This window comes from Streptomyces sp. NPDC045998, assembly GCF_056430285.1.
This window is the reverse complement of record NZ_JBWKLJ010000014.1, coordinates 52,099-76,481: the sequence shown is the minus strand read 5'-3', so window position 1 is coordinate 76,481 and position 24,383 is coordinate 52,099. Positions and strand designations below refer to the sequence as shown.

Sequence of the window (24,383 nt, the reverse complement as noted above, 5' to 3'; positions counted from 1 at the left end):
CCGGTGCCTTCGAGCTTCGACGAGACAACCGGCCCTGCCCGCAGCCCGGCCGACGAGTACAGCGATGCCGAGTTCACCATGCTCGCCGACTTCCTGTTCGCACGTACCGACCCTCTGCTCCTGGCCCGGCCGATCGACGGAGAGGTCGACCGGGCTCTCCAGGCTCTCAACGACACAATCCGCACCCTGCTCGGGCAGGCCCGCGCGTTCCGCCAGTGGAACAACGAGGTCGCGCTTGCCGGCACTTGGGATGCTCTGACCGCCATCGCGCGCCAGTGGAATGGCCACCCCGACTTCGACCCGGACTGGGGGGCCGATGCCTGATGCGGGGGGACTGAGCAGCCTTCAACGATTGCGACAATACAACGATGCGTTGTATTGTTTCCGTGGCGCCTCGCCCCGCCTACACCATAAGAGAGGAAGGGCTCATGCCGGAGGAACAGCAGCCCGCGCTCCCTGCTCCCGTGCACCGCGTAGCCGAACCCGTCTCCCCCGACCAGCTGGATCTGAATACCGTTTACCTCCTGCGGCTGCCCAACGACGGCTTTGCGCCGGGTCGGGTGCTGGAGACGCACCGCCTGTGGGAGCTGCGCCTCGGAGATCCGGTGCCCCACGTGTCCACTGAGCAGGTTCCGTCGCGCAGCGAATCACGCGTCGTCGGATTCCTGGCTGTCGCCGACCGGACGGTGAGTGCCGGAAGCGCCGAGCACCTGGAGATCCTGCGTCTGACGCCGCGGCTGCTCCTGTCCGACGACCCCGATCATGCACGTCGTGCTGTCGCCGCTCTCGATGACGAGTTCTCCAAGGCGGGCGATCCGGTTCCCGTGGGCGGCACAGAGATGCAGGTTCGGACCTTCGTGCGGCGACCGACCGTGATCGACCCGAACGACATCCGTCGCCTGAACTCGCCTACCGGCAGCGCTGGTACGCAAAACTGAACCGCGCGACCGCGCGGCCCCAACGCGGCGCTCCGGCGGGGCTACCCCCGCCGGGGCGGCGCTCGTGCTCGCTCCCGCGCCGACCGGACCCCGACCGGCGCTCACCTCCCTGGAAGGACTGGCCCCCCATGGCCCTGCCCCCTCATGGGCTCACCACCGCCGACTGCCACGCGGTCCTCGGCTTCCTCGCCGACCGGATCGAGGAGATGGGCCCGGCCGCCATGGCGGAGCCCCTCGTCGCCGGCCTCAACGCCCAGCTCATCATCTACGAGGGCCTGCTGCAGCACCGGGACCACGGCGCGATCGACGGCCGCGACGCCGGGTTCATCGACGGGGTCGGCTTGGCGCTGCGCCACACCGCCGCCCGCTGGCGCGAGCACCCCGACTTCCAGGAGCACTGGGCGCCGCCACGCGTCCCGGTCGAGGAACTGCTGGTGTACGGCTCGCAGTACCGCGCCACGGCCCACCGGCGGTGAACGACCGCACCGTACGTCCCGCCCACCGGTGCGGGGCGGCCTGCCGCTGCCCGGTGCACCGCGCACCGCTGCTCTACTGGCCCGCTGGCGACGAACACGCCTGCCAGGACCCTCATTGCCGCTACGCGCACGGCGTCTCCGCCGAGGCGCTGGCGGCGGTCGACCACGGAGGTACCGTGTCCACGTCCGACGACCCCAGCGTCTTCGCCCGCTTCCTCGCCGCCCGCCGGGCCGACCCCGAGCGCGTCCTCCCGCCAGCCGTGCCCCTCGGTGCTGCCCTGCGCACGACGGTGTCGAAGAACCGCCTCGTCGCATCTGTCGTCGCCGACGACGAGCTGAAGCGGCTCCTCGACGAGCTGCCCGAGGACCCGACCCCAGACGGCTACGACCAGGACCAGGCCCTCGGGCGCCTGGCGATGACGGCAGAGACGCTCCGGATGGCGCTCGTCGTACGGGAAGTCGCTGCCGCGGACAAGCTCGGCGGTCACGATGCGGAGCTGCACCAGCTCGTCGGGGCGCTGCTCGCTGCGGTGGCCGTCTTGTTCTCCACGGCTGCGCCCTCCTTCGGCGGCGCGGCGGTGGAAGCGGAAGCCGTGCTCGGTGCGCTCGCGGTGCGTGAGGCCGGGGGAACGGACTACGACCACGACCTTCACCACCTGGTTCGGCGGGTGCTCGAGGCGCTCACCGCGGTGCTCACGAAGGAGTGCTGACCAAGTAGGGCACCCGGCCGTCACGCCGATGGGTGCGGTGTGCCGCCCCACACACCGCCACCACGCTCGAACAGTGATCAACTAGCACTACGGCGCTACTCCGGCGCCGCCCCGCTCCGTGAAAGGCTGCTCCGTTTATGTCCGTCGTCCCCGCCCTTCCAGCGGGCTCTGGCGTCGTCGCGCCCCCGGCCCCGGCCGCAACGGCCGCCGACCTCGAGGAGGTCGAGGTCGTCGAAGGCGAGCTCGTCGATGACGAGCCGCTGCCAGTCACCGCTCCAGCCAAGCCGGTGGTGGATCAACACACGATCCTCTACCCCGGCCAGGCGATGCCGACGACGGAGGACGGCCCGCGGTACACCCGGCGCGACTACGAGGTGTCGCCGGAAACGGCCCGGCGGCTGGAGAAAGAGTCGGCGCCGGAGAACACCGACCGCAACTACCGGAACCAGCGGAAGCTCTTTCAGGAGTGGTGCGACTCCATGGGCCGGGTGGCGCGCCCCTGCACCACGGCGACGTACGTGGAGTACTGCGCGCACTTGATCGCGCGGGAGATGCGGCCGAACACCATCAGCACCTACCTGTCGGCTGTCCGGACGTGGATGCCCGACGACAAGAAGCCCGGCACCAGTCTGGCCCGGGCGATGCTGCGCGAGTACCGGAAGAGCTGGAGCAAGCGCAACCGTGTGAAGAAGGCGCCGGCGATCACGGCCGCCATGGCCCGGGCGATGGTCGACACCTGCGACCTGCGCCACCCGATCGGGCTGCGGGACCGCTTCGTGATCCTCGTCGGCCGCAAGGCCCTCAACCGACGCAGCGAGCTGGCGCACCTGACGGTGGAGGACCTGCTCGTCGAGGACGGAGGCGTGGCCGAGTGGGTCGCGTACTCCAAGACGGACCAGGACGCCCAGGGCGAGGAGACCTGGGTGCCGGCCGACGCCGACGACCCGCGGTACGACCCGGTGGAGGCCACCCGGGACTGGCTCAACTGCCTGCACAGGCTCGGCGTGGACCACGGGCCGGTGCTGCGCGCCCTTACCGTCGCGGGCACGCTGCAGTCGAGGGCCACCGCGACGAAGAACGGCGACTTTGTCACCGGCGATGCGGTCAACGACTGGATCCGCGGCCGGGCGTTCGCCGCCGGCCTGCCGAACTGGCAGGACATCACGGCGCACGGGCTGCGTCGCGGCGGCGCCCAGGAGATCGCGGACGCCGGCGGTGACCCGACCAAGCAGGGTCGGTGGAAGGAGGGCTCCGCCACGGTGAAGAAGGAGTACCTCGACCGCGCGCAGAGCCGGGCCGACAACCCCTGGCACAAGGTCAAGCAGCGCGCCAGGGCTGCGCAGTGAGCGGTCCTGCCGACGGGGACGATCGGGAGAGGAACGAGGCGCAGCGGTTCTACGTCACGATGACGTTCCGGGAGGGTGGCCCGGCCGTGGAGGGCACGTGGACGAACGGTGACGTGGCGCTGGTGAAGTTCCGCAGCTTCGTGGGCTCGCACGGTAGTCAGGACGGGGTGACCATCACCTTGGCGGCGGAGGCCGGCGGGGAGCGGGCGCCGCTGCGGACGTGGACGAAGGAGCAGGGTGAGATCATCCACGCGCCGCCTGAGCACGGTGAAGTCGAGCACCGTCAAGACCTGTGAGGTCCTTCTGATTCGCAGGCGCCGCCGCGCGGCCACGCCTGCGAATCTACTGCTGCACACCATGCCCGCCTGTGGTTCGCAGGACGGGCCGCCCCGGTGGAAAACTCCGGGCCCGGTGTCAGTGGCCGGTGGCAGGATCGACCTGGTGATCCGCTCACGAACAGGGGGGTACGTCGTGACGAGTACGTTCGAGTGGCCGCGCGGCGCGAGCAGTGACGACTCCGCCGCGCTGGAGCAGTGGCTCGGCGAGCACGGCTGGGAAGTCGACCCGACGGTGTTCATGGCCGGCGCGCGGGGACCGGCCGTCCAGGTCCGCCGCATCGGCGCGGAGGACGGGGAGCCGGGGCTGCTGATCCTGCCGGGCGAGGTCGTGGAGTACGACGGCGGCCGGATGCGCATCGCCATCCGCCCGGCCGCGCCGGCCGCGTAGGGCAGGCGCCCCACATGCTTCCGGCCCCCTCGACGTTGCTGTCGAGGGGGCCGGTGCTTTGGTAGCGGGGACAGGATTTGAACCTGCGACCTCTGGGTTATGAGCCCAGCGAGCTACCGAGCTGCTCCACCCCGCGTCGGTATGAGCAGCTTACGGCATGGGCCCGGGTCGGGCGGCCACGACCCCAGATGGGGTCGCGCAAAGGTGCGCGCGAGGCGCCTGCAGGGGAATCGAACCCCTCGGTGGCACCGGAGGCCGGTGTACACGGCAAGCCGTCGTACGGCCTGCCCCTGCCTCAACTCCGGTTGGTGCGCAGGGCCTCGCGCACGTCCACGTTCGCGTGCCTGGCCCGCCGCTGTAACGGGGTTGTGGTGTCGCCTCGGGAACGGCTACACGGGCGCGGTCTCCTCTGCCGCCTGGCTCGGGACGGCGGCCAGGGCCGCTGCGGCGGACACGCTGGGGTCTGGGGTGCGGGGCGCCGGCGGCTGGGGCGTGAACGCGGTGCCGCGGCCGGCCGCCATCTCCACCAGGACGTCCCGGGCTGCCTGCGCATCGCCCAGCGCCCGGTGGCCGCCGCCCAGGCGGAGCCACCGGCCGGAGCCGAGCCATGCCGCGTACGAGGTCATCAGGCAGAACCAGTTGTCGGGGTCAGCCAGGTGCATCGGCCGCTTGCCGACGCGCAGGGCGTCGTTGGTGACCACCGTGCGGTCGAACTCCGAGTTGTAGGCGCAGATCACCCTGCCCCTGGTCACCTTGCGCAGCCTCGGCAGGATCTTGTCGAAGGTGCGGGCGCCGGCGGTGACGAGGTTCTCGTCGCTGATGCCGTGCACCCAGTACGCCCCCGGTGTGATCGGTGCCTCGGGCTGCACCAGGGTGTCCAGCAGCTTCTTGCCGCTGGCGGCGTCGACGACAGCCACCTCTACTGTGCGGCCGTAGAGGTCCGTGGTCTCGGTGTCCAGGACGACGGCCGCTCCCGGCTTCAGCAGCGCGCGGGCCCGGCGGGTGATCCGGCCCCACTTCGGGCACAGGGTGATCTCGTCGGCGTAGGAGCTGGCCGCCGGGTCCGCGGCCAGCTCGGCGGTGACGTCCTTCTTCGTCGGGGCGCCGTCGCGGCGCTCCCAGTCCAGCTCCCAGCCGCCGGTGTACGGCGAGCACCAGGCCCACACGGTCACGCCGTGCCGGTCGGCGAGCGCCTGCGCGAAGCAGCGGACCACGTCGGCCCGGGTTGGCGCCTTGGCGGCGTAGGCGCGCAGCGGGCTCGGTGCTCCCTTGGGCAGGCCGCGCACGGACTCCCAGTCCACGCCGGGGATCTCCTTCACCGCGCGGACGTCGGCGAGCCGGTACAGCGGCACGGTGACGGTGCGGTACCGGCCGGTGCCGACGGGCATCGCCATGGTGGTCACCGGAGCGAGCCAGCCGGCGGCTTCGACGTACCGCAGGTCCGTGGGGTATCGGATCTCCAGTTCGTCCGCGGCGGCCTGGCCGGTGATGTGCCGCTCGCCCTCGGCCTCGACCGGGAGCCGGTCGATGTCCGCGGTCAGGTAGCGGCCGAAGCGGCCCACCTTTACCCGGCCTTCGTCTCCCATGCGGGCGATGTCCCGCCAGTGCCAGCCGATGCGCTTCACGGCCTCGTCCCGGGTGACGCTGGCCTCCAACCACGCGGTGCGCTCAGCGACCAGGCGCTTCACCAGGTCCGGGTCCAGGGCGAGGGCGGCCTCCGTGCTGTACAGCGGCCACCGCTTGTACCAGTCGTAGACCTCGAGGTGCTTCAGCTCGACGAGCTGGTCGATGTCGTCGGCCTCCACCGGCACGCCGAGGCGCTCGGCCAGCAGCGCGGCGATCCGGCGCGCGCCCAGGGCCTCGGGCAGCGTTTCCTCGGGCGCCGCGGTCTCGTCCGGCGCGCTCTCCACGGCCGTGTCCGTCATCGGTGCGCCTCCCGGCAGTTCGTTGTCCTCGGTCGTGTTGTCCAACAGCATGGCGGCCACCACTGTCACTGCCGGGTCGACGCGTCGGCCGGCCCCTGCTGGGCAGCCACTTCGCGCAGCGCCGCGGCGGTGAGCGCGATGAAGCCGGCGATGGCCCGCGGGTCGTCTCGGAGTTCGTACACGATGTCGAGCATCCGCTGCCGGCCCGGCGTTCCGTACGGGACCTGCTCCAGCACGCGCCGGACCGCCGCTCGGGCCCGGCCGGTCCCGGCGACCTGGTCCTCGACGTTGCGCAGCTCCTCGGCGAGTGCGCTTCCGAACAGGGCCCGCTGGTCTTCGGCGGCGGCCAGGACGGTCAACGCGTCGGCGTCCTCGGGGACCAGGCGGTTCAGGTCCGGGATGCCGTCGTGGGTGCGTAGGTGGCCGGGGCAGTCTTCGAAGACGATGACGGCCAGGCAGCACTGGGCGACGTGCAGGGTGTGGAAGGGCGAGAAGTCTGCGGCGTGGGCGGCCAGCACGGGCAGGCCGGCCGTCAGGGGGGCATCGGGCCGGGAGTGGGCGAGGCTGTAGTTGGCGGCGCGCTGCTGCACGATCGTCCAGTAGGGGGTCACCAGCGGTCCCCGTCCCAGTCCTCGTCGCCGTCGTACTCGTCGTCGTATTCGTCGTCCGGGCCGTACCCTCCCTCGTGGTCCGCTTCGACCTCGCTGGGGTCCACGAACCGGTACGGGTCGTCGTACGGGTCGTACGGCTCAGCGGCCTCCGCCGCCATCTGCGCCCAGTACTCGGCCTCGTTCTCCGCCTCGTACTCCGCGCGCTCCTCCGGGGTGAGGGAGGCCAGCCACGCCTCGTGCTGTGCTCGCCGGGCCGCGTTCTCGGCATCGAAGTAGCCCCGCCAGATGAGGGAGGGGTGGTGGGGGTCGTGCGAGCACTGGCCCCAGCCGTCGTCATACCTGAGGTGGCCCGCCGGGCGGGAGCAGCGGCCCCCGTCGATGGGATGTACGAACCCCGAGCAGACCAGGACCAGTTCCTTCGACGGGGCACGGCGGCGTTGGCCGCGCAATTCGGCGAGAACGTCGGGGAAGCGTCGGCCGGTGTCCCGGGCGATCTGCCGGGCGCGGCGCTTGAGGTGGTCGCTGCCGGTCTTGGTCACGGTCGTCTCCACAGCGGGACCCCACGCCTCCCGCCGGACGTCGCGTGAATGGGCGCAGCCGGACGGACAGGTACTACTCGGTGGTGCTGCGCGGGACCCGACTTCGGTCCTTGTCCGGCGGCGCTGCCCCGGTGCGGCGTGGGCGCGGGGCGGCAGCGGAAACGGCGGTTCGCGTCATGCCGTGCTCCATACGGTACCGGCTGTCACCGACAGTCGGGCAAGACCGCACACCGGTGGCCGGATGTACCCGAAAGAGTTCTGGCGGTGCGTCAGGGTGTTGTCCGTAGGAGAAGGGAGTGGTGGTGGCGAGCAAGGCCCAGCAGGCGTGGGACGCGCTGAACGAGCGGCAGCAGGCGTACATGACGGTGCTGTACGACCACGACCAGGCGGTGGAGATCCAGCGGAAGAAGGACGCCGCCGCCGGGTACTACGACGACACGCCGGCGTCGGTGTGGCGTTGGCTCGACGTGGTCACCCCGGGCAGCAAGCTCACCTCGGTGCAGCAGGCGCTCGCCCTGCGCGATGTGCGGGACGACGGCACCGGGTCCACCCTGCAGGCGCTGCAGCGGTACGGGCTGATCGAGGTTCGGGAGGAGATCAAGGAGGGACGTCGCGGCCGGTCGAAGACGGTGCAGGCGAAACTCACGCGCGCTGGCCGGGCTGCGGTGCGGGCCGGGACCAAGGAGCCGTCCCGGCGTCGACGGGGGGAACTGGGCGAGTATCCGTGGAAGCTGCTGGTCCGACTCTGGCTTGCGGACCCCGCCTACCTCGAGAGCTGGAGCACCGTCCTCGACGAGGCGCTCATCGCCCGGCAGAACCCGCCGCTTGCTGAAGGCCGGTACGGGGCGTACAGGATCACCGAGGCCGGGCGGGAGCACTACCGCACCCACTGGGCCCGCTACGCCCAGCTCTACCCGGACGTGGCCGCGCCGGACCCGGACGGCGGCGCCGACCCATGGCCGCCCGAGGCGCAGCGGGTGCTGAACCGGCTGGAGCGCGCCATCGAGACCGCGGGCCGCGCACTGTGGTCGGCACACCGCCGGCGGGAAGAGGCGGAGAAGGACGCCGGGAAGAAGGACACGCTCCGGGAACACGAGGTCGACACCGAGTGGCACGCCCTGCTCGTGGAGCAGGCCCAGGCCCGGGCCGCCCTGGCCGAGCAGCACCTGGAGCGGGCCACGCAGGAGATGACGGTGGCGATCCGCCAGTACGCGCACGCGGCGCTGGCCGCCTTCACCGAGTCGATCGAGAACCGGCTGTTCGGCGAGGAACTCACCGCGGCGATCACCGCCGCTGCAGAGGCTGGCCGGGACGAGAAGGCCGCAGTTCCGCCGCCGCCCACCTGCGGGCTGCACCGCGTCGATACCGCCGTCCAGGACGCGTACGGCACGCTGACCGGCACCCGGAAGCGACGGCGGCCCCTGCCCAAGCAGATGCAGCCCACCCGCGGCAGGGTGCTGGGGGGCTGGACCGATCCGCCGCCGCTCGACCTCGCCGTGCGGCGCCTGGAGAACCTGGCCGGGATCGTGGCCTCGTACGTGGACGGCGGGGCGCTGAGGCGCGAACTGCACCCGCCGGCCGTCCCGGAGCCCGCGCCCGATACCCGCGCGGGTGAACCCGCGTCCACCGCGTAACCCCTGCTGGGCGGGGGCCGTCTCGTACGGCATGGGAGACATCAATGCCGGGCTGGTCTCGGAGCCCGGGCTGGCGATCGTGGAGATCGTGGCTGGAGACGAAGCGACGCTGCAGGCCATCGCCGGGCGCCTGGCAGCTGCGTGGGCGTCGACTGGGGTGCCGGCCAGCCGCAAGGCGGAGGGCAACGGCGCTGTGCGGGGACGGCTACACCTGGACATCCGGCTGCCTGCGCCGGGCGTCGTACGGACGCTGCCCGCAGAGTGGGTGCGGTTCCCCTCGCCGCCGTGGGGCGGGCGGCTCGGGTTCGACAAGCCGCTGTGTGTGCGGGCCCGGAAGGACGGCCGCGCCTGTACCCGGCAGTCGGCGGAGTGGCCGGAGGGCTTCGTCGAGGTGGACGACCCGGGGGCGTGCTGGTCGCACCTGGACGACGCAGAGCGGGAGTGGTGCCTGCGGGCCCGGGAGGCGTACCGGGCGGCGTTCTGGGAGCTGAAGCGGGCGCACTACAAGGCGGCGGGGCATGACGGGAACGGGTGGTGCGCGGACTGCACCTGGCCGTCTGGGCAGCAGCCGGCCACGAACTTCTGAACGAGGGCACCCGGCGTACTCTGAAGGTTCGCTGCGGCGGTCGGTAGAGTCGTCGGGTCGCCGTACGAGCACCAGGAGTTGCCGTGTCGCACCACCTCAAGCGCGGGCAGGTGTACGCGCCGTGTGGGCAGCCGGAGGGCACGACTCCCCGGTACGTACGGATCGTGCGCCCCCTGAGCGGCCGACGCGTGGTGATCGCGGACGCTGCCACCGGACGCCGAAAGCGCGAGATCGACGCCGACCGGTTGCACGAGTTCCCCACACGCAACGGGGTCCCTCGGCGCACCGGGTACGCCCTCGTGGAGACGAGCGAGTGGCTGTGGGAGCTGCTGGGGCGGGCCCTGCGTGAGTACCCGTACACCATCACGGCCATGTCGATGAACCAGGACGTCAGCCGTGGCGGGTTCGTGCGACTGGAGCCACAGCCCGTCCTGGAGGCGGTACGCATCCTGGTCGCCACGCTGGAGGCCGCGGCCTGGACCGTGGAGCCGGCCACGATCTACGCCGACGAGCTGCGCGTGCGCTACCAGGGACAGAACCGGTGCCCCTCCATGTACGCCGTCCCGTCCGAGGGGCGACAGTACTGCACGCGGTGGCGTGACCACCCCGACGAGCACCAGGACGACCGGACGCTGCACGAGTGGGTTGATGACACCCCGCAGCCTCCGGCCTGGTGGCTACCGGACCAGCCGCTGCCCGGTCAGCAACCGGCCCGGGCCTGACTCCGGCCGCCGAAAGGTTGGCGGCCGGCCGGGGGGGGAGTACGACGCTCCCCGACCGGCTGGCGCCGGCCTGGTGCAGCCGGACGAGGCGATGGCGGGGCCTGGAGCGGTAGAGTCAGGGACGGCGGTGCGCGACCGCCCGACTCCGTGAAGGGGACCCCGGCCCACGCCCGGTCCCGTAGCCGGACAAGACGTCTCCGACTCCTCGTGCGCAGCCAGCATCGCCCGCTCTAGATGACCGCGGCGTGCGCGTGGGGCATGCCGTCGTGACTGGAGTGTTCCGATGCCGAAGGACTCCCGCGCCCGCACCCAGGCCGTGCGCGCAGTGATGGCCGAGACGGGCCTGCCGTACACCCGGGCCGCCCACGAACTCGACCGCCGCACCGCCGCCGCAGGCGCCGGGCCCACCCCCGACGAGCAGCGGCTGCACGTTGTCCCGTTCGTCCTCTCCTTCACCGTGCCGGCCGACGTCGACCTGCGCGAGCTCGCGCAGGGTCTCGCCGACCAGCTGCACACCCTGCGCCGGGAGACGACCGGGGAGCAGTACGAGGGCAGGGCGGACGTGATCGTGCCCGGCCGCCCGTGGGGCCCGGAACCGAACCTGCCCGGGTACGCCAACGCCCTTCTGCTGGTACACGCCTGGGCGGTACGCCCTTGGGACCGCGACGGCGAGTGGGAGGCGGTGATCAGCGACTTCCACGCCGTGGCGAAGGCGTGGATCCTCGACCGGTACCCGGCCCCCGTCGGAGGTCACCCCGCCGCGCTGCCGCTCGGCTGGATGCGCGCGGAGGCCCTCGCCGCCGGCCTGGAGTTCACCGCGCACACCGCGGGCGAGCACGAGGCACTGCCCGAGGGCTGGGCCGAACTCATCACAGCCCGGCGCGCCGAGATGGCCGCCGCCGGGGCTGCCGGGCTGCCGGCCGGGGAGGCGGAGCCGATCACGGTGTCGGACGTCGTCGCCCTCGTCCCCAATGAGCGGGGCGGCGAGGGCAAGACCGTCTGGGTGCGCGACGCGGACGGCCCTGCCGACCTCACGGTCTGGAGGAGCGAGGAGGCGCCGGATCCTGGTAAGCGCCCATACCGGGTCGTCGACCGGGAGCTGCAGGGGTGGTACCGGCGCAGCAAGGACGGCCGGTACGACGCCGACTCCGGGCACGCCCGCGGCCTGGAGACGATGACGTACGAAGACCTCCACGCGGCGCGGGGTCCGCTGCGCCCGGTGGAGCCGCCGTCCCAGGAGGACTGCGACGCGGTGAAGGCCGCGCTCGCCGGGGCCGGGAGGAAGGCGGCGGCCTCGCTGCTGGTCGCCCTGTTCCGGCTGGTCGAGCAGGACGCCCGGGCCGGCCGTACGGCCGGGGCGAAGAACTGGCTCATCGCCGGGCGGGAGGGCTCGAACGAGAGCGCGGCCCTGGACCGCCTCGCCTGGGGCATCGGAGGCGACCTGGACGAGAAGCCCAAGCGGTACGACGCGGTGGCCGTGGCCGAACTGGTGCGAGTGATCGAGGGATGGGTGACCGGTCCGGACCGGTACGTCGAGGTCGCGGCCAACCTCGCCGACCTGTTCAGCAGGGTCGCTGACGAGGCCGGTGGCTGGCCGGCAGTCGCCGACCAGTACCTGCAGCGCCACCAGCGGGTGGGGGCGCCGGACCACGTTGTCGAGGCCGTGCAGCTCTACCTGATGTCCCAGAGCCAGACGCACGACTTCGGGTAGCAGCGCGGCGGGGCGGGCAGCGGCTGGGCCGGCCCGCCCCGTGCGCCTACCACCTGGAGCGGTCGAGTTCCGGGGCAGCGCCGATGGTCCAGGTGTGGTGGATGGCGGAGTCCTGCATCTCGTGCACGAGGTCGAGCACCTGGTCGTTGGTGACCTTGCCGCGCAGCGCCGCGAGCATGTCCAGGGACAGCGCGGCGTGACCGGCCCAGTCCGGCAGTCCGGGCCAGCGCTCGTTCAACGCGTTCTTGGCGGCGCGGTAGGCGTCGGTGGTGACGCGTTGGTCCTCTTCCTCCAGGTGCCACGGCCGGCGGGCAGTGACGAGGACGAACGCGCCGATGTTGCGCCAGCCGGCGGGGGCGTCCCCAGGCTGCGGTCCCTTCTCGGGCGGGCGGACGACGTACACGTCGAAGAAGGCCGGGTAGGGGCGGCCGTCCCGGGCGACATCGTGGGCGCTGCGCGCCACGTAGGCGGCGAACAGCTGCTCCATGGTGGCGCCGGGCTCCAGGCCGGGGTCCGGGGCGGTGGGGATCGCGGCGTCCAGCAGGAACGCGGTGGTGGCCACGGTGGGTTCGGTGGTGGTGTCGACCGTACGGGCGGCGCGGGCGCGGAGGGCTCCGGTGGCTTCCATGTGTGCGCGGGCGGCCCGGTCGCGGGCGCGGTTCTTCGACATCAGGTCCATCACTCCATGCCGGCACGCCCCACGCGCGTGCCGCTCAGAGCGGACGCTGGTCTTCTCGCGATGCGTCAGGGACGACTTGCCGGATGCCGGGGACTGGCGTGGGCTCATGTCCCCATCACGGGTGCCAGGCGGTCGCGTACCGCCGGGAACCACTCTACGACCCGGTGAACGTGCCGCCCCTTAGTACGCGCCGCATCTTCACCTCTCGGCGCCCGGTAGGGCGTCCTGCTCGACGTCGAACCGGCCGGGCGCCGGGGCGGTGACGACTCCGGTCCGGCACTTTCGGCCGCGCCCCCAGCGCCGGGAGTCGGCGTCGGTGAGCGGGGCGCCGCAGTCCAGGCACCGGACCACGGGGCGGTAGCGGGTGAGCGGGATGGGCAGGCTGGTCTGGGTGTCGGGGTCGGGGGCGGACGGCATGGTGCTCCTCGTCGGTGACGTCTGCCGCCCCGCGCGGCCCAGGGGCTGGCGGGGCGGACGGTGGTCGCAGGGTCAGCTCAGGATCTTGCCGACCTGGCTGATGTGGCGGTCGCAGGCGAGGGCCTGCTGACCCGTCTTGGTGTGGGTGACGGCCTGCAGCTGGACCGTGGGTTCGGTGTTGCCGCACTCGAGGCAAGAGCGGTGGTTGGGAGACCAGTCGGCGGGGACGGCCTGGACGCGGAGAACACGCTTGGTGAGGCGGAGACTTGCTGCCTTGTAGCCGACCCGGCTGGCGGCGTCGAAGGTTGCGGCTCCGCGCTCGATCTCAGTGATCATCCGGAGCGAGAAGTCCTCCAGGGCACCGATGTGCCTGAGCTCGCGGCCGAACATGAGGGACACCGTCTCCATGGAGGCGGGGCCCTTGCCGTACCACCAGACCAGGTATCCGCTGGAGGGGTCGTCTCCGAAGAGGCGGAGGACGATGCCCTTGCGGAGCGGCTGGGGCTCCCCCTGCTTGACCGGGCGGCCCTTGACGATGTCGCCGGTGTTGTAGGTGGTCTCCGTCGTGGTGTCGCCCATGCGGCATCCCTCCCTGGTCGGTGGCGGGGCCGGTCCCCACCAACACCACAACCTTACAATGCCTCGTTGTAAGGATGGAAGTTGGTGAGCGTAAAACCGCAGATCAGAGGCTTGCCGAGTCGGCGGCGTGCAGACCGCTGCCATCTCGGCGCCAGGTGCACTGGTGGATGCCGACGGCACGCTGCCGCTCGAGCAGGGCCGCTACCCATACCTGGTCGGGGGCGTGCAGGGCAAGGTCGGCCCACGCGCGGGCGTTCAGGAACAGCGGGTTACGCGAGTCGCCGCAGTCGCACGGGCAGTCGGGGACCGGGTCGCGCAGTACGTCGACGCCGTGGCAGCGGTGGTGGTGGTGCCGGGCGCAGGGCTCGCACGCGCCGCGGGGGATGACGAAGGTACGTACCCAGTGCGGCGGTTCGGCCGGCTGCGGGGGTCGGGCCGCCCGGGCGGTCCGGCGGCGCCGAGCGCGCCGGGCGGCCAGTTCATCGTGGGAGTCCCTCACTGGGCCTCTCCGAGCGCGTCCGGTGTGCCGCCCAGGAGCAGACGCAGCCGCCCGCGGGCGGGCACCGGGCTGGTCTGGCCGGGGGTGGGCCAGTCGTCGGCGGCCAGCCCGTACGTCGGCGGCTCCCATCGCTGCCCGGCGTAGTGCCGGTAGATCGGCACCCAGTCGGCGGCGAAGTAGCTGGGCAGCAGCCCGCCTCGGTTCGGGATCGGTGGCGGGGCGGACTCGTTCTGTGCGCGGACCTGTTCGGTGACGCGGTCGGCGTGCTCGCGGTGGCGGCGGCAGAACCACCGTGCGGTCACCCAGCCCGTGGCCGGGTCGCGTTCGATGACCCGGTGGTGGCTGTTGGCGCCGCAGACGTTGTCCTCGTTCCGCCAGTCGCGGGGCGGGGTGTAGCCGGGATCGACGTGGAGGAGCGGGGGCGGCGGGGTACGTAGCGGGGTCGGCGGTTCGACGCCGGGCAGCAGGTCCTGCGCCGGCGTCTGGCGGGGCTGGTAGCCGCGAGGCCGGTAGGGGCGCAGCCGGGGCGCTTCGCACGGCGGGGCCTGGCTCGGGCTCCAGTTCTGCGCGGAGCGCGGCGCCTCGTAGCGCGGGGCGTCGGCTGCTACCAGGGCGTCGAAGCGGGGCCGGCCGATGCGGTCGCGGCCCAGGAGGCGGGCGGCGACGTTCAGCGGGCCGCGGCCTTCCTCGGCCGGGGCGATGCCGACGGCGTACGCCACAGCCAGGAGCAGCTCCTTGGCCTCGTGGCCGGCGCGCTTGTCGGCGTAGATGCGGTGGACGGTCTCGATGTAGCCCTCGGGTCCGCGGCCTCCTCGCTTGGGCGGCGGGGCGGGTACGGCGGCCAGGTGGTGGGCTGCGGCTCCCATCGTCAGCGTTCCCCCTTCGGTGCGGCGCTCACTTCGAGCGTCTGCACCATGATCTCCCCGGCACCGGTGGTGAGGCGGGCAGCGAGGAGGTCCTCGGCGGTCTCGGTGAGGCGGACGAAGGTTGCACCGTTGCCCGCGGGTTCGCGGGTGGTGGTGGCCAGCCGGGAGAGGAACAGGGTCTGGAAGACGGCGGGGTCGGCGAGGCCGGTGACGTCCTGGCGGCCCGGGTAGTGGGTGACCTGGCCGTCGGCGATGAGCCGCAGGGCCTGCCACTCCTCCTCGGTCGGCTCCTCCAGGCGGCGGACATGCACGGCCTTGTTACCGGGGGGCGCCTGGTCGGGGATCTCTGCGGTGTATCCGGCGGCCTGCAGCAGGTGCTGGATCTCGCGGTCGCGTTCGGCTTCGATGCGCTCGCTGGTCGCGGTGTCGTCGCCTTCGTCGTGGACGTAGTGCACCCGAACCAGGGCGGTGTGCTCCTGGTGGGCGAGGAAGCCGGAGCAGCGCGGGGAGCGGACCCCGGTGCGGCCGACGCCGATCTTCTTCCGTCGCTGCAGGCGGCCAGCGCTGCTCTTGATCAGGAGGGTGCCGATGGTCTGTGCTCGGACGGGACGGTGGATCTGTGCCAGGGGGCTGGGCATGCTGCTCCCGTTCATGGGCGGGGCCGCCGCCGAGGACGGCGGCGGCCAGGGGTGGGGCCGGTCGGGGGGCGAGGGCGTCAGGCCGCGACGGCCTGGCGGCCGAGGCCGGCGCCGAGCAGCAGGCCGCGGACCGACATCTCGTAGTTGTCACCGCGGAGGCGGTCGAAGAGCAGCTCGCCGGCGACCAGGCAGGCGGCGCGCGTCCGGATCGCGGCAACGGCGTCGCTGCCGGCGCCGGCGTTCGTCGCGGCCTTCTCGGCGGCGGCCCGGGCAAGCGCGTCGGCCGTCTTCAGGGCGGCCTCCCGGCGGGAGTAGCGGGCGCGCCAGTACGCCCACTCGCTCAGCGCGCGGGTTCCCTGGACGCGCTCGCTCCAGGTGGCGAACCGGTGCCGGGAGCCGTCCGGGTCAGCGGCCCACTCCCCGGCCCACTGCCGGGCGAGGTCGGGCAGCTGGTCGATGACGCCCAGGACCCTTTCCCCGCGGTGGCCGAACGCTCGCCACCCGTCGGTTTCCTCGACGACGCGCAACTGGTGGGACATCAGCCAGTGCGGGGCGAAGTCGGCCCCCCAGTTGCCGGTCTCGCCGCGCGGCTCGACGATGAACAGCCGCACCGGCCAGCCCTCCTCGATGCGCTCCAGGATCTCGCCGGGCCGCTTGTACATGTGGAAGTAGCTGAACGGTTTGTCGGTGTACCACTTCCGGCCGGGACTGGGGTGGTCGACGACCTGGCCTACGTGGGCGGCGATGTTGACGGTCGGGATGGTCTCGCCCTGGGCGCTGTAGTACCGGGCGAGGTGTCCGCTGGTGGGCGGGACGGTGCCGTCGGGGCGGGTGGCCAGGTAGTGGATGACCGGTCGTGTGCTCATGACTCCTCCGGGAACAGGTCGAGTTGTTCGGTGTGGGTTGGAGCGGAGCTGGGCTCGGGAGCGGGCTGGTGGCAGTGGCAGTTGCAGCGGGTGCGGCAGGCGCGGTCGGCGAGGTAGACCGTGGCCTGGCCGCGGTCGAGGCCGAAGGAGCCGCGGCAGGGGAAGGGGCCGAAGCCGCGGCCGATGATGGTCTCCGGCTCGGTGCCCCACCAGGCGACCCACTGGTCGTGGCCGCAGTCACCGTGCTCGCCGTACCGGCAGGCGTTGGAGACGGCCCTGGCAGGGGCACTCGGCGTCGGCCGACGGGATCTCCTTGGGGGCGAGGACGTGGTCACGGATCCAGGCGGCCTGCGCCTCGGGCATCGTGGGCATGGTCGGCCGGGCGGTCACGCGGCGTCCCGCAGGTGCTGGAGGGGGGTCTCACCGCGCCGGGCACGGGAGCGGTCGACGCGGTGCCGGGCCAGGCCGACGTAGCGCGCGGTAACGGCCGGAGCAGCGTTCGCCCACTGCATGAGGACCTCGGCGTGGCAGCGCAGGCCCTCACGGCACGGACAGATGAGGTCCTTGCCACGCAGCTCCGCCAGGCGGTCGAGGACGCGGTCGCGCTGCAGGTCGTGTTCGTCGTCAGCGAGGTAGGTCCGGTCGCCGGCCAGCCACTTGCGGTACAGGCCGACCACGGCCTCGTGCGCCGCGGCGCGGTCGCCGGGCTCGGCCAGCTTCAAGTCGTATGCCCAGTCGAGCGTGAAGGGGTTGCCGAAGTCCCGGGTGGTGCGGTCGACGATGATGCCGTCGCCCTTGCGCCAGCCCTCGGTGCGCTTGCGGACCCTTCGCACGGGCGGGGCGGAGCTGCTCAACGGGTCCTCCGTTTCAAGTGAGTGAGGGGGGTGATTGCGGCGCAATCACGGCCTGCGGGAATTTGGGGCTGTGCCGTGAAATCAAGATCCGTTACGATGGCCGCGCGTACGCGGCATGAACTTCCGGGCCACGCCCCGCCTTGGGGCTGTGGCCCTTCGTCATGCTGCGGGCGGGCAGGCCGGCGTCTTGTCGCCCTGCAGGGTGTTCCAGGACCTCTCGCCGAGCGTCCACTCGGTCCACCAGTGCCGGGCATAGGGGTGCGGGCGCCTGTCGGCGAGCAGCTCGCAGTCCTGGCACTTCTTGCGGTAGTCGTTGATCGACCGCCAGCGGTGCCGCTTCCTGCGCGGAGCGCCCGCCTTCGTCGGTTCCCGCACCTGCTCGGCCTGACTCACGCGGCCCGCTCCACGGTGATGCTGTGCCGGGCGGTCCGCTCGAGGCAGGACGGTTCGGCGATGAGGTTCGCGAAGAACTCGCTGAGTGGCATGGTGGGCATGGTGGATGCGGGCGGAGCGGCCCTGTCCTCCTTCGCAGTCGCGGTGTGCCGGACGGCCACACCATAGCCGAAACCCGTTGCTTACGTATAGGGTTTTAGTTATCGTGGGGCCGCCGGGACGGTTGGTGCAGCACGCACCAACGGGCCACCCGGCACGGTTCTGCGAAAGTGAGGACACACATGTCGAACACCGCTGCGCCGGCCAGGGTCCGGCGCGGTCCGCCGTCGAGAGGATTCACCGCCGTGGCTGAAGAGCAGCCCCCCGTCTTCCGTCTGTCCGACGAAACGTCGTACGCCCTGACCGCCGAGGACGGCGTCGCCAAGCTGACGACCAGCTTCGGGGTGCTCGAGGGCAACGCCGCGGCATTCGGCGCGCTCGCAAATGCCGCGGGACGAGCGGTGTGGGCGCTGCGCGACGAAGCAGGCGACCTGCCGCCCCGGCCGCTGTACATCCCGACGGCCATCAAGGACGCCGCCGAGAAGAAGGCGCGGAGCGAACACCGCAACCTCGCCGACGTGCTGCGCGAAGGGTTCGCCAAGTACGTCAAGGGCGGCATCGAGCCGGTGAAGCCGGTGCGGGCTCCGCGCCGGGCGCCGGGCGAGAAGGCACCCAAGTCCCTGCCGAGCGTCAGCCTGCGCATGAGCGACGAGGACTGGAAGCCCATCGAGGCCCGCTGCAAGGCCGACAAGGAGCGCCTGAAGTTCCTCGTCAACCCGTCCCGGGTGATCACCCAGTACCTGCGCGACGACTACCTGGCCGGCGAGCTGGACCAGGAGTAGGCACCGCGCGGAGGCGCCCTGCGGGCTGGAAGCCGACACCGGCCCGGCCCTCCGCGAAGAGGACAACCACATAGGAGACCCACCTCATGGCGACCGCCGCCGAGGCCCCCGCAGGCGCGGGCGGCCTGGTTCCGCACACCCCTTTTCAGTTTTCCCCCGCCGAGAAGGAAGCCCGCCCCGTACGAGCTCTGCTGGACGGGCCGCCCGGATCGGGCCGGACCCTCACCGCCCTGCGGATGGCCTCCGCACTGGGTGAGTCGATCGCCGTCATCGACACCGAGCGCGGCAAGTCGAAGCAGTACGCCGACCAGGTCACCTTCGACGCCATCGAGTTGGACACCTTCCACCCGCGCGAGCTGTGCCTGGCCCTGTACGCCGCTGCCAACTACGACGTCGTCGTCCTCGACTGCTGGTCAGCTTTCTGGTCCGGCCCGGAGGGCATCCGCGACCAGGTCGGGAAGAAGGCCGCCGGCCAGCGCGGCGGTGCCGCGGCCAACAAGGATGCCATCTGGCACGAGATGAGGCCCCTGGAGCGCCAGAGTCTCGACGCCGTGCTGGCCTTCCCCGGGCACGTCGTCGCCACCCTGCGGAACCGCCTGGAAGTTGTCCTGGGGACCGACACCGACGGCCGGACCATCCCGGTCCGTACGGTCGGCCGCGCGGAGGCACGCGACGGAATCGAGTACGAGGTCGACTTCACCGGCACGCTCCTGCCCACCCACGAGCTGCTGGTCACGAAGTCGGCCACGCCGGGGATGAGCAACGAGCTGTTCACCGACCCCGTCGAGGTCGGCAAGCAGCTGAGGGCCTGGTCCGAGAAGGGCGTCGACCGGGCGCCCCGCGTGGACTTCCTGCACCGGGCCTACGACGGGGAGGCGACGTACGAGTCGCTGTCCGAGCTGGCCCGTGAAATCCAGACGTGCCGCGCGTCGAAGATGGCCGCCATCGACCACGCCGGCAACCCGACCACCCTGGGCGACATCGTCTCCTTCCGCCTGGCCAAGGCGTACGACCGCCAGCAGCGCGAGGCCAAGGCCATACAGCAAGGCGCGGCCTGATGGCGTTCGCCGTGACGTGGAGCGACCAGTTCGCCGGGGGCGGCGGGGCGTGCGAGGGCCTGGAGCGGGTTCCCGGCACCGCCGTCGTCCAGGCCGGCAACCACGCGGCCCACTGCGTGGCGACCTACCGGGCCAACCACCCCACCGTACGCGTGCACCTGGCCGACCTGTCCCAGGTGGTGCCGTCGGCCTGGCCGCGGACCCATGCGTTGTGGTCGAGCCCGGAGTGCACGCACCACACCGTGGCGCAGGGCGCGCCGCGCCTGCAGGGCGAGTTCGTCGACGGGCTGTTCTCCACGAACGGCACCGACGAGACGGCGATCCGCTCGAGGGCGACGATGCACTGCGTCCCACGCTTCGCCGAGTACCACCAGTACCTGTTCATCGTGGTGGAGAACGTGGTCGAAGCGCGCTGGTGGGGTCCCAAGCACAACCGCGGCGCCGCGTTCGACGCGTGGCTCGCACAGCTGCGGGTCTGGGGCTACCACCACCGCCTGGTGTACGCGAACTCCGCACACGCCGCCGCGTACGGGCCGGCCGCGCACACCAGCCGGGACCGCCTGTACGTGGTGCTCTGGCACGAGTCGGTCGGCCGCACCCCCGACTTCGACAAGTGGCTGCGCCCGCTGGTTCTGTGCGAGCGGCATGGCCGGGTGCAGGCGCTGCAGGCGTGGAAGTACACCGACACCTGCTCGCCCCACCGGCCATGGGGCAGGTACCGCTCCCAGTACACCTGGCGCTGCCCGCACCGGGCGTGCGCGACCGTGTCACTGGAGCCGTACGCGCTGCGGCCGGTCGCCGAGATCCTCGACGACACGGATCCCGGCCCGGTCATCGGCGACCGCTTCCTGGACCCGCGCCGAGCCCGGACCTGGCGGAAGATCCAGGACGGGCACCGCGTCTACGGCGGTGCCCCGTTCATCGCCGAGCTGCGCGGCGGCGGCTCGACGCACCGGCCCACGAGCCGGCCGCTGTCGACGCTGACCGCAGGCGGCAACCACCACTTGTGGGTCAACGGAACCGCCGAGGACGTCCGCGACCGGCACGCCCGGCTGCTGACGATCAACGAGCGGAAGGTCGCCATGGCCTTCCCCGAGAAGTACGAGCTGGTCGCCACCGCCGAGAAGCGCAAGGACCGCGACCAGCAGCTGATCTCGATGGTCGGCATGGCCGTCACCCCGAACACCGCCCGCGACCTGGGGGCGATGGCCTTCGAATTCATCACCGGCCAGGACCTCGACCCCTTCGGGCTGGCGGCATGACCGCCGCCCGCCGGGTCGCCCTGGCCCCGACCGCGCCGTGGACGGAGGTGAACCCCCATGCGCATCCGCTGGATCTCCGCTGCGGCACTGGCCGGTGCTGCCGCCTTGTGGTGGCACCGCCGCCGGGTCGACCAAGCCCTGGCTGGCGAGCGGCTGGACCTGGTCCTCGAGCGTGCAGTGCACCGCCGGACCCGAGCCGAACTGGCCGCGGCACTGGTCGTCGCCGAGGCCACCGACGTGATCAACCGGGCGCAGGCCCGCGAGTAGTGAGGATCCACATGCTCCACCAGGACCAGAACGCCGCACTCGCCGAACTCGAAGCCCACCCGCACTGGCCCCTGCGATCCTGCGCGGCCACCAACGAACTCGGCGAGCCCCTCGTCGACCCCGACCTCTTCTTCACGCCCGGCTCCGAGAACGAGAGGGAGGCAAAGAAGATCTGCACCGGATGCCCGCTCCTGCTGGCCTGCCGGGCCTACGCCCTCGGAGGCAACGGCTGGTGGGAGGCGGACGGCGTGTGGGGAGGCATGACCGCCGACGAGCGGCGTGCCGAGCGGCGCGCCCAGAAGAAGCGGCGCGCCCGCATCGCCCGCCAGGGCGAGCGCCGGCCCGAGCCGGTGAAGGACTGGGAGCCGTCGCCGGCGCAGGCGTCGCTGCTGCAGGCCCTGGCCGACCAGCCGGACCTGCGTGCCGCGGCCGACACGATGAACATGCCGTTCCCCAACGTGCGCTGGGTCTACGCCCAGATGTGCGAGCAGCTCGGCTTCCACTCGGACGAGCTGACCGTGCCCGAGCTCCTGGAGGTCGCCGCCGCACGGATCTCGCAGGACCGGCCGGCCGCCCTGGAGCTGGGGGTCGCGGCATGACGACGGCCCTCCTCCCCCTCCGTGCTGTGTGCGACGACGACGTGCCCAGCCCGCGGCCGGACGCCGCCCCGGTGCGGCGCGGCCGGGGGCGTCCGCCGGCCTTGACCAGCCCGGAGCGGATCGAGCAGCTGCTCGCCGACATACGCGGCGGCGCCACGGTTGCCGAGGCCGCCGCCGCGGCCGGGCTGTCCCGGACCCCCGTGTACAGCCTGCGCCGCAACGACCCGCTGTTCGCCGACGCGCTGACGCGGGCTCAGGCAGAGGGGAAGAAGGCCCGGCGCGCCGCCGGGCCGCAGCGCCAAGTCGACCAGCACGGCACGGAGTCCAGCTACACGAAGCGCAACTGCACCTGCGACCGCTGCCGGAGCGCTGGCACCCAGGCCCGTGCACGCCGCCGGGCCGCGGTCGCCGCCCCCGCCGACAACCCCGCCGCAGACGCGGCCTGACCAGGGAGGACACCCGAATGAACGGCGCCGAAAAGTCGTACCGACACGTCGGGGTGAAGGTGGTCGCAATGCAGGGCACCGCAGAGGTAGGCTCAGCCCTGGCCATATTTGGGGATCACGATTCCGGTGGCCGCACAAGTCCGAAAACGCTAATGGCCCCCGCCACCCCCGGAGTAGCAGCCGGGGTAACGAGGGCCGTAAAGCGCCGAGACCGTGATTGGGACGGCCGAGGCATGAGCCATGGTACCCGTGCACCCAGTGCACGGCACAAGGAGACCCACCCGGGCAGCGCACACACGCTGCGCCCGCGGGCGGGCCTTGGTCTGTCTCGGTCTGTTCTTCTGCCCCTCCGCGCCCGCCGCGCCTGCTTCGGCGCCGTTTCGCAGCGCAAGAGGGATGGCCAGGTCCTCCCCCGGAGGGGGGCTGGCATGACGTAGGTCTGCCGCGGAGGTGATTGCCCCGCAATCACGAGACCCTCCGCCGGCCGCTGCTTCTCCCCGCCAGGTTGATTGCCCGTCAACCCGAGCCGGGACAGCTCCGCGGCCACTTCCAACGGTGGTTCATCAGGTTGCCCGCCTGACTTCCCACTAGGGCCCGATTGGTCCGGTCGCTACTCGGCCGCTCGGGACTTCACCGCCCGTACCAGGGGCGGAGTACCGCTCTTTCACCCACCTTCCGAGCACTTCGCGAGGCAGTTCCCACCGGCCCGCTTCGTGTTCGTAAGGCAATCGAGCCCCCCGCAGGGGTCTCGTTTTGCCGCCTTCCGGAGAGGACGACGAGCCCATCATGCAGCACAGTGCTGCCCTTTGTCAGCTTGACCCTGCCCAGACGGGGGGTGTCGAGCCGTTCACCACCCCTGCGGGCGATACGTCCGCGCCCAAACTCACCTCCTCCGCGCCGTCCGCCGGCGTCGTCCCGACGGCCTGCTTCGAGCTGGTCCGCGGCAACGCCCAGGAGGTCCTGCACACCGCCTCCCGCCGCTGCGAGCCCCGCGACTGGCTCGTTGCCCTGGACTGGCTCATCTTCGAGGCGCAGCTCCACCCGAAGGCCAACCGCACCACCGCGCGGGTCGCCATGGACCTCGCGTCGCGCATGGACTACCGGCGCGGCATCGTGCTGTACGACCTCGTCGGCACCGCGTCCCGCCTGAAGGTCTCCGAGGCGACGGTCAAGCGGCACGTGGCGTACCTGCGCGAACTCGGCGCGCTGGTCTGGCTGCAGCACGGCTCCAAGCGCAACCTGCGCCTGCCGGGCCGGAAGTACACCGCCACCGCCACCGTCTACGGAGCAGTGATCCCGCCGGTCTTCGACGCCGCGAAAGGCCACCGCCTCAACGGCACCGGCTACAACGCGAGGGTCATCGGCTTCACCGAGGCCGGTCGGAAGCAGGCTGTGGATAACGCCGCTCAGAAGGCGGCCGGGAAGCGCCTTGCGCCCCCTTCTCGTGGTGGTTACCCCAGTGGACCTGTAGCTGAAGTGGGTGGGAAAGAAAAAGCTACGCGCGGCGCGCGGGCCTCCAAGAGCACGCCGCCGAAGAAGACCACCCTGGGGCACAAGGTGACCGCCGCGCTGTTCCAGGCCGCCGACCGGCTCGCCCGCCGACTGCGCCCGCTGCACAACTGGACCCAGCGAGCCAAGATCAGCGAGCTGTCGTGGGTGCTGGTCGACAAGCTCGCCGAGGGCTGCACTGCGGAGCAGGTGGACGCCTGGCTGCGGGAGATCTCACCCTCGGTCGCGATCGGCCTGGACTGGCGGCCTTCCCGCCCCCACGCGTACATCGCCAGCCAGCTGCGCCGGGAGCAGGCCGAGCGGCAGGCTGACGCCCAGCTGCAGCACGACTGGGCCAACGCCTCGCCGCCGAACGCGGAGTTCGCCGCGGCCGTGGAGGAGACCCGGCTGCAGACCGGCGCGGAGGAACTGCCCGCCTGCAACGGCCTCGAGGACCTGGACCAGGAGACCCGCACGCAGATGCGGGCCGAGGCGTGGGCCGCCTACAAGTACGCCGGCGACCCGGGCCTGGTCCTTGCGACCTACGAACTGGCCGGCCCGAGCGTGGCGTACGCCCTCTACGGCCGAGAGCTGGTCGACCGGTGCATGAAGCTCGACGCCAACTCCAACAACCCCCGAATCCGCCTGCACTGAGGCGCCGTAAGGA

The 24,383-nt window shown here is 72.0% G+C and carries 31 protein-coding genes and 1 tRNA gene; 18 read left to right on the top strand and 14 right to left on the bottom strand.

Going from position 1 to position 24,383, the window contains the following annotated elements; genetic code table 11:
• Window positions 1-3: 3 nt before the first annotated feature.
• From AC07FJ_RS31600 to AC07FJ_RS31570, 7 genes are all read left to right on the top strand, one after another.
• The gene (locus tag AC07FJ_RS31600) at window positions 4-324 is read left to right on the top strand and encodes a hypothetical protein (RefSeq protein ID WP_479052628.1); all 321 of its coding nucleotides are present in this window, start codon (window positions 4-6) and stop codon (window positions 322-324) included.
• 104 nt (window positions 325-428) lie between these two features.
• A complete protein-coding gene (locus tag AC07FJ_RS31595; protein WP_479052627.1) occupies window positions 429-938 on the top strand; it encodes a hypothetical protein in 510 nt (169 codons plus the stop codon).
• Between the two features lie 128 nt (window positions 939-1,066).
• Window positions 1,067-1,414 carry a hypothetical protein gene (locus tag AC07FJ_RS31590; protein ID WP_479052626.1) on the top strand — a complete coding sequence of 116 codons (348 nt, stop codon included), beginning with the start codon at window positions 1,067-1,069 and terminating at the stop codon, window positions 1,412-1,414.
• On the top strand, window positions 1,411-2,124 hold the full coding sequence (locus tag AC07FJ_RS31585) for a hypothetical protein (RefSeq protein WP_479052625.1): 714 nt from the start codon (window positions 1,411-1,413) through the stop codon (window positions 2,122-2,124). Before AC07FJ_RS31590 ends, AC07FJ_RS31585 begins: the two co-directional genes overlap by 4 nt.
• Window positions 2,125-2,261: 137 nt before the next feature.
• The gene (locus AC07FJ_RS31580) at window positions 2,262-3,470 is read left to right on the top strand and encodes a site-specific integrase (protein ID WP_479052624.1); all 1,209 of its coding nucleotides are present in this window, start codon (window positions 2,262-2,264) and stop codon (window positions 3,468-3,470) included.
• The gene (locus AC07FJ_RS31575; RefSeq protein ID WP_479052623.1) at window positions 3,467-3,766 is read left to right on the top strand and encodes a hypothetical protein; all 300 of its coding nucleotides are present in this window, start codon (window positions 3,467-3,469) and stop codon (window positions 3,764-3,766) included. Before AC07FJ_RS31580 ends, AC07FJ_RS31575 begins: the two co-directional genes overlap by 4 nt.
• A 175-nt stretch (window positions 3,767-3,941) precedes the next feature.
• Window positions 3,942-4,196, top strand: a complete 255-nt coding sequence (locus AC07FJ_RS31570) for a hypothetical protein (protein ID WP_479052622.1) — start codon at window positions 3,942-3,944, stop codon at window positions 4,194-4,196.
• A 59-nt stretch (window positions 4,197-4,255) separates the two neighbouring features.
• Here AC07FJ_RS31570 and AC07FJ_RS31565 read toward each other — a convergent pair.
• The 4 genes from AC07FJ_RS31565 to AC07FJ_RS31550 form a co-directional block, all read right to left on the bottom strand.
• Window positions 4,256-4,332 (bottom strand) — tRNA-Met (locus AC07FJ_RS31565).
• Window positions 4,333-4,585: 253 nt separating this feature from the next.
• The gene (locus AC07FJ_RS31560; protein WP_479052621.1) at window positions 4,586-6,172 is read right to left on the bottom strand and encodes a 3'-5' exonuclease; all 1,587 of its coding nucleotides are present in this window, start codon (window positions 6,170-6,172) and stop codon (window positions 4,586-4,588) included.
• Window positions 6,173-6,186: 14 nt separating this feature from the next.
• Window positions 6,187-6,732, bottom strand: a complete 546-nt coding sequence (locus tag AC07FJ_RS31555) for a hypothetical protein (protein ID WP_479052620.1) — start codon at window positions 6,730-6,732, stop codon at window positions 6,187-6,189.
• Window positions 6,729-7,271 (bottom strand): hypothetical protein, encoded by a 543-nt coding sequence (locus tag AC07FJ_RS31550; protein ID WP_479052619.1) that lies wholly within the window; start codon window positions 7,269-7,271, stop codon window positions 6,729-6,731. Before AC07FJ_RS31550 ends, AC07FJ_RS31555 begins: the two co-directional genes overlap by 4 nt.
• Window positions 7,272-7,573: 302 nt before the next feature.
• On the opposite strand from AC07FJ_RS31550, the gene AC07FJ_RS31545 reads away from it, so the two are divergent.
• The 4 genes from AC07FJ_RS31545 to AC07FJ_RS31530 all read left to right on the top strand — a co-directional run bounded on the left by AC07FJ_RS31545 (window position 7,574) and on the right by AC07FJ_RS31530 (window position 11,924).
• On the top strand, window positions 7,574-8,905 hold the full coding sequence (locus tag AC07FJ_RS31545; RefSeq protein WP_479052618.1) for an ATP synthase subunit B family protein: 1,332 nt from the start codon (window positions 7,574-7,576) through the stop codon (window positions 8,903-8,905).
• A 31-nt stretch (window positions 8,906-8,936) separates the two neighbouring features.
• Entirely contained in the window at window positions 8,937-9,491 is a 555-nt protein-coding gene (locus tag AC07FJ_RS31540) for a DUF6207 family protein (protein WP_479052617.1), read from the top strand.
• Window positions 9,492-9,574: 83 nt separating this feature from the next.
• Entirely contained in the window at window positions 9,575-10,213 is a 639-nt protein-coding gene (locus tag AC07FJ_RS31535; protein ID WP_479052616.1) for a hypothetical protein, read from the top strand.
• A 283-nt stretch (window positions 10,214-10,496) separates the two neighbouring features.
• Window positions 10,497-11,924 carry a hypothetical protein gene (locus AC07FJ_RS31530; protein ID WP_479052615.1) on the top strand — a complete coding sequence of 476 codons (1,428 nt, stop codon included), beginning with the start codon at window positions 10,497-10,499 and terminating at the stop codon, window positions 11,922-11,924.
• A gap of 46 nt (window positions 11,925-11,970) precedes the next feature.
• Here the strand turns inward: AC07FJ_RS31530 and AC07FJ_RS31525 are convergent, their stop codons facing one another.
• The 10 genes from AC07FJ_RS31525 to AC07FJ_RS31480 form a co-directional block, all read right to left on the bottom strand.
• Window positions 11,971-12,594, bottom strand: coding sequence for a hypothetical protein (locus tag AC07FJ_RS31525; RefSeq protein ID WP_479052614.1), 624 nt, complete (start codon window positions 12,592-12,594; stop codon window positions 11,971-11,973).
• 207 nt (window positions 12,595-12,801) lie between these two features.
• The gene (locus tag AC07FJ_RS31520) at window positions 12,802-13,020 is read right to left on the bottom strand and encodes a DUF6011 domain-containing protein (protein WP_479052613.1); all 219 of its coding nucleotides are present in this window, start codon (window positions 13,018-13,020) and stop codon (window positions 12,802-12,804) included.
• Between the two features lie 72 nt (window positions 13,021-13,092).
• Window positions 13,093-13,599 carry a DUF6409 family protein gene (locus tag AC07FJ_RS31515; RefSeq protein WP_479052612.1) on the bottom strand — a complete coding sequence of 169 codons (507 nt, stop codon included), beginning with the start codon at window positions 13,597-13,599 and terminating at the stop codon, window positions 13,093-13,095.
• Between the two features lie 103 nt (window positions 13,600-13,702).
• Window positions 13,703-14,098: a hypothetical protein gene (locus AC07FJ_RS31510; RefSeq protein ID WP_479052611.1), complete on the bottom strand. Its 396-nt coding sequence runs from the start codon at window positions 14,096-14,098 to the stop codon at window positions 13,703-13,705.
• Window positions 14,095-14,964, bottom strand: coding sequence for a hypothetical protein (locus tag AC07FJ_RS31505; protein WP_479052610.1), 870 nt, complete (start codon window positions 14,962-14,964; stop codon window positions 14,095-14,097). Before AC07FJ_RS31505 ends, AC07FJ_RS31510 begins: the two co-directional genes overlap by 4 nt.
• A gap of 2 nt (window positions 14,965-14,966) precedes the next feature.
• Window positions 14,967-15,602 (bottom strand): hypothetical protein, encoded by a 636-nt coding sequence (locus tag AC07FJ_RS31500; protein ID WP_479052609.1) that lies wholly within the window; start codon window positions 15,600-15,602, stop codon window positions 14,967-14,969.
• A 77-nt stretch (window positions 15,603-15,679) separates the two neighbouring features.
• Window positions 15,680-16,468 (bottom strand): hypothetical protein, encoded by a 789-nt coding sequence (locus AC07FJ_RS31495; protein WP_479052608.1) that lies wholly within the window; start codon window positions 16,466-16,468, stop codon window positions 15,680-15,682.
• The gene (locus AC07FJ_RS31490; protein ID WP_479052607.1) at window positions 16,465-16,803 is read right to left on the bottom strand and encodes a hypothetical protein; all 339 of its coding nucleotides are present in this window, start codon (window positions 16,801-16,803) and stop codon (window positions 16,465-16,467) included. Before AC07FJ_RS31490 ends, AC07FJ_RS31495 begins: the two co-directional genes overlap by 4 nt.
• Before the next feature lie 51 nt (window positions 16,804-16,854).
• Window positions 16,855-17,322 carry a DUF4326 domain-containing protein gene (locus AC07FJ_RS31485; protein ID WP_479052606.1) on the bottom strand — a complete coding sequence of 156 codons (468 nt, stop codon included), beginning with the start codon at window positions 17,320-17,322 and terminating at the stop codon, window positions 16,855-16,857.
• 159 nt (window positions 17,323-17,481) lie between these two features.
• Window positions 17,482-17,715 carry a hypothetical protein gene (locus AC07FJ_RS31480; protein ID WP_479052605.1) on the bottom strand — a complete coding sequence of 78 codons (234 nt, stop codon included), beginning with the start codon at window positions 17,713-17,715 and terminating at the stop codon, window positions 17,482-17,484.
• A gap of 344 nt (window positions 17,716-18,059) precedes the next feature.
• Here AC07FJ_RS31480 and AC07FJ_RS31475 point away from each other — a divergent pair, with 344 nt between their 5' ends.
• The 7 genes from AC07FJ_RS31475 to AC07FJ_RS31445 all read left to right on the top strand — a co-directional run bounded on the left by AC07FJ_RS31475 (window position 18,060) and on the right by AC07FJ_RS31445 (window position 24,370).
• The gene (locus tag AC07FJ_RS31475) at window positions 18,060-18,596 is read left to right on the top strand and encodes a hypothetical protein (protein WP_479052604.1); all 537 of its coding nucleotides are present in this window, start codon (window positions 18,060-18,062) and stop codon (window positions 18,594-18,596) included.
• Between the two features lie 86 nt (window positions 18,597-18,682).
• The gene (locus AC07FJ_RS31470; protein ID WP_479052603.1) at window positions 18,683-19,654 is read left to right on the top strand and encodes an AAA family ATPase; all 972 of its coding nucleotides are present in this window, start codon (window positions 18,683-18,685) and stop codon (window positions 19,652-19,654) included.
• Complete coding sequence (locus AC07FJ_RS31465) at window positions 19,654-20,916, top strand: DNA cytosine methyltransferase (RefSeq protein ID WP_479052602.1); 1,263 nt, start codon at window positions 19,654-19,656, stop codon at window positions 20,914-20,916. The genes AC07FJ_RS31470 and AC07FJ_RS31465 overlap by 1 nt, the downstream gene beginning before the upstream one ends.
• 57 nt (window positions 20,917-20,973) lie before the next feature.
• A complete protein-coding gene (locus tag AC07FJ_RS31460; RefSeq protein ID WP_479052601.1) occupies window positions 20,974-21,183 on the top strand; it encodes a hypothetical protein in 210 nt (69 codons plus the stop codon).
• An 11-nt stretch (window positions 21,184-21,194) separates the two neighbouring features.
• Window positions 21,195-21,782 carry a WhiB family transcriptional regulator gene (locus tag AC07FJ_RS31455; protein WP_479052600.1) on the top strand — a complete coding sequence of 196 codons (588 nt, stop codon included), beginning with the start codon at window positions 21,195-21,197 and terminating at the stop codon, window positions 21,780-21,782.
• A complete protein-coding gene (locus AC07FJ_RS31450; protein WP_479052599.1) occupies window positions 21,779-22,228 on the top strand; it encodes a hypothetical protein in 450 nt (149 codons plus the stop codon). The genes AC07FJ_RS31455 and AC07FJ_RS31450 overlap by 4 nt, the downstream gene beginning before the upstream one ends.
• 786 nt (window positions 22,229-23,014) lie before the next feature.
• Window positions 23,015-24,370 (top strand): hypothetical protein, encoded by a 1,356-nt coding sequence (locus AC07FJ_RS31445; protein WP_479052598.1) that lies wholly within the window; start codon window positions 23,015-23,017, stop codon window positions 24,368-24,370.
• The last annotated feature ends 13 nt before the right edge of the window (window positions 24,371-24,383 follow it).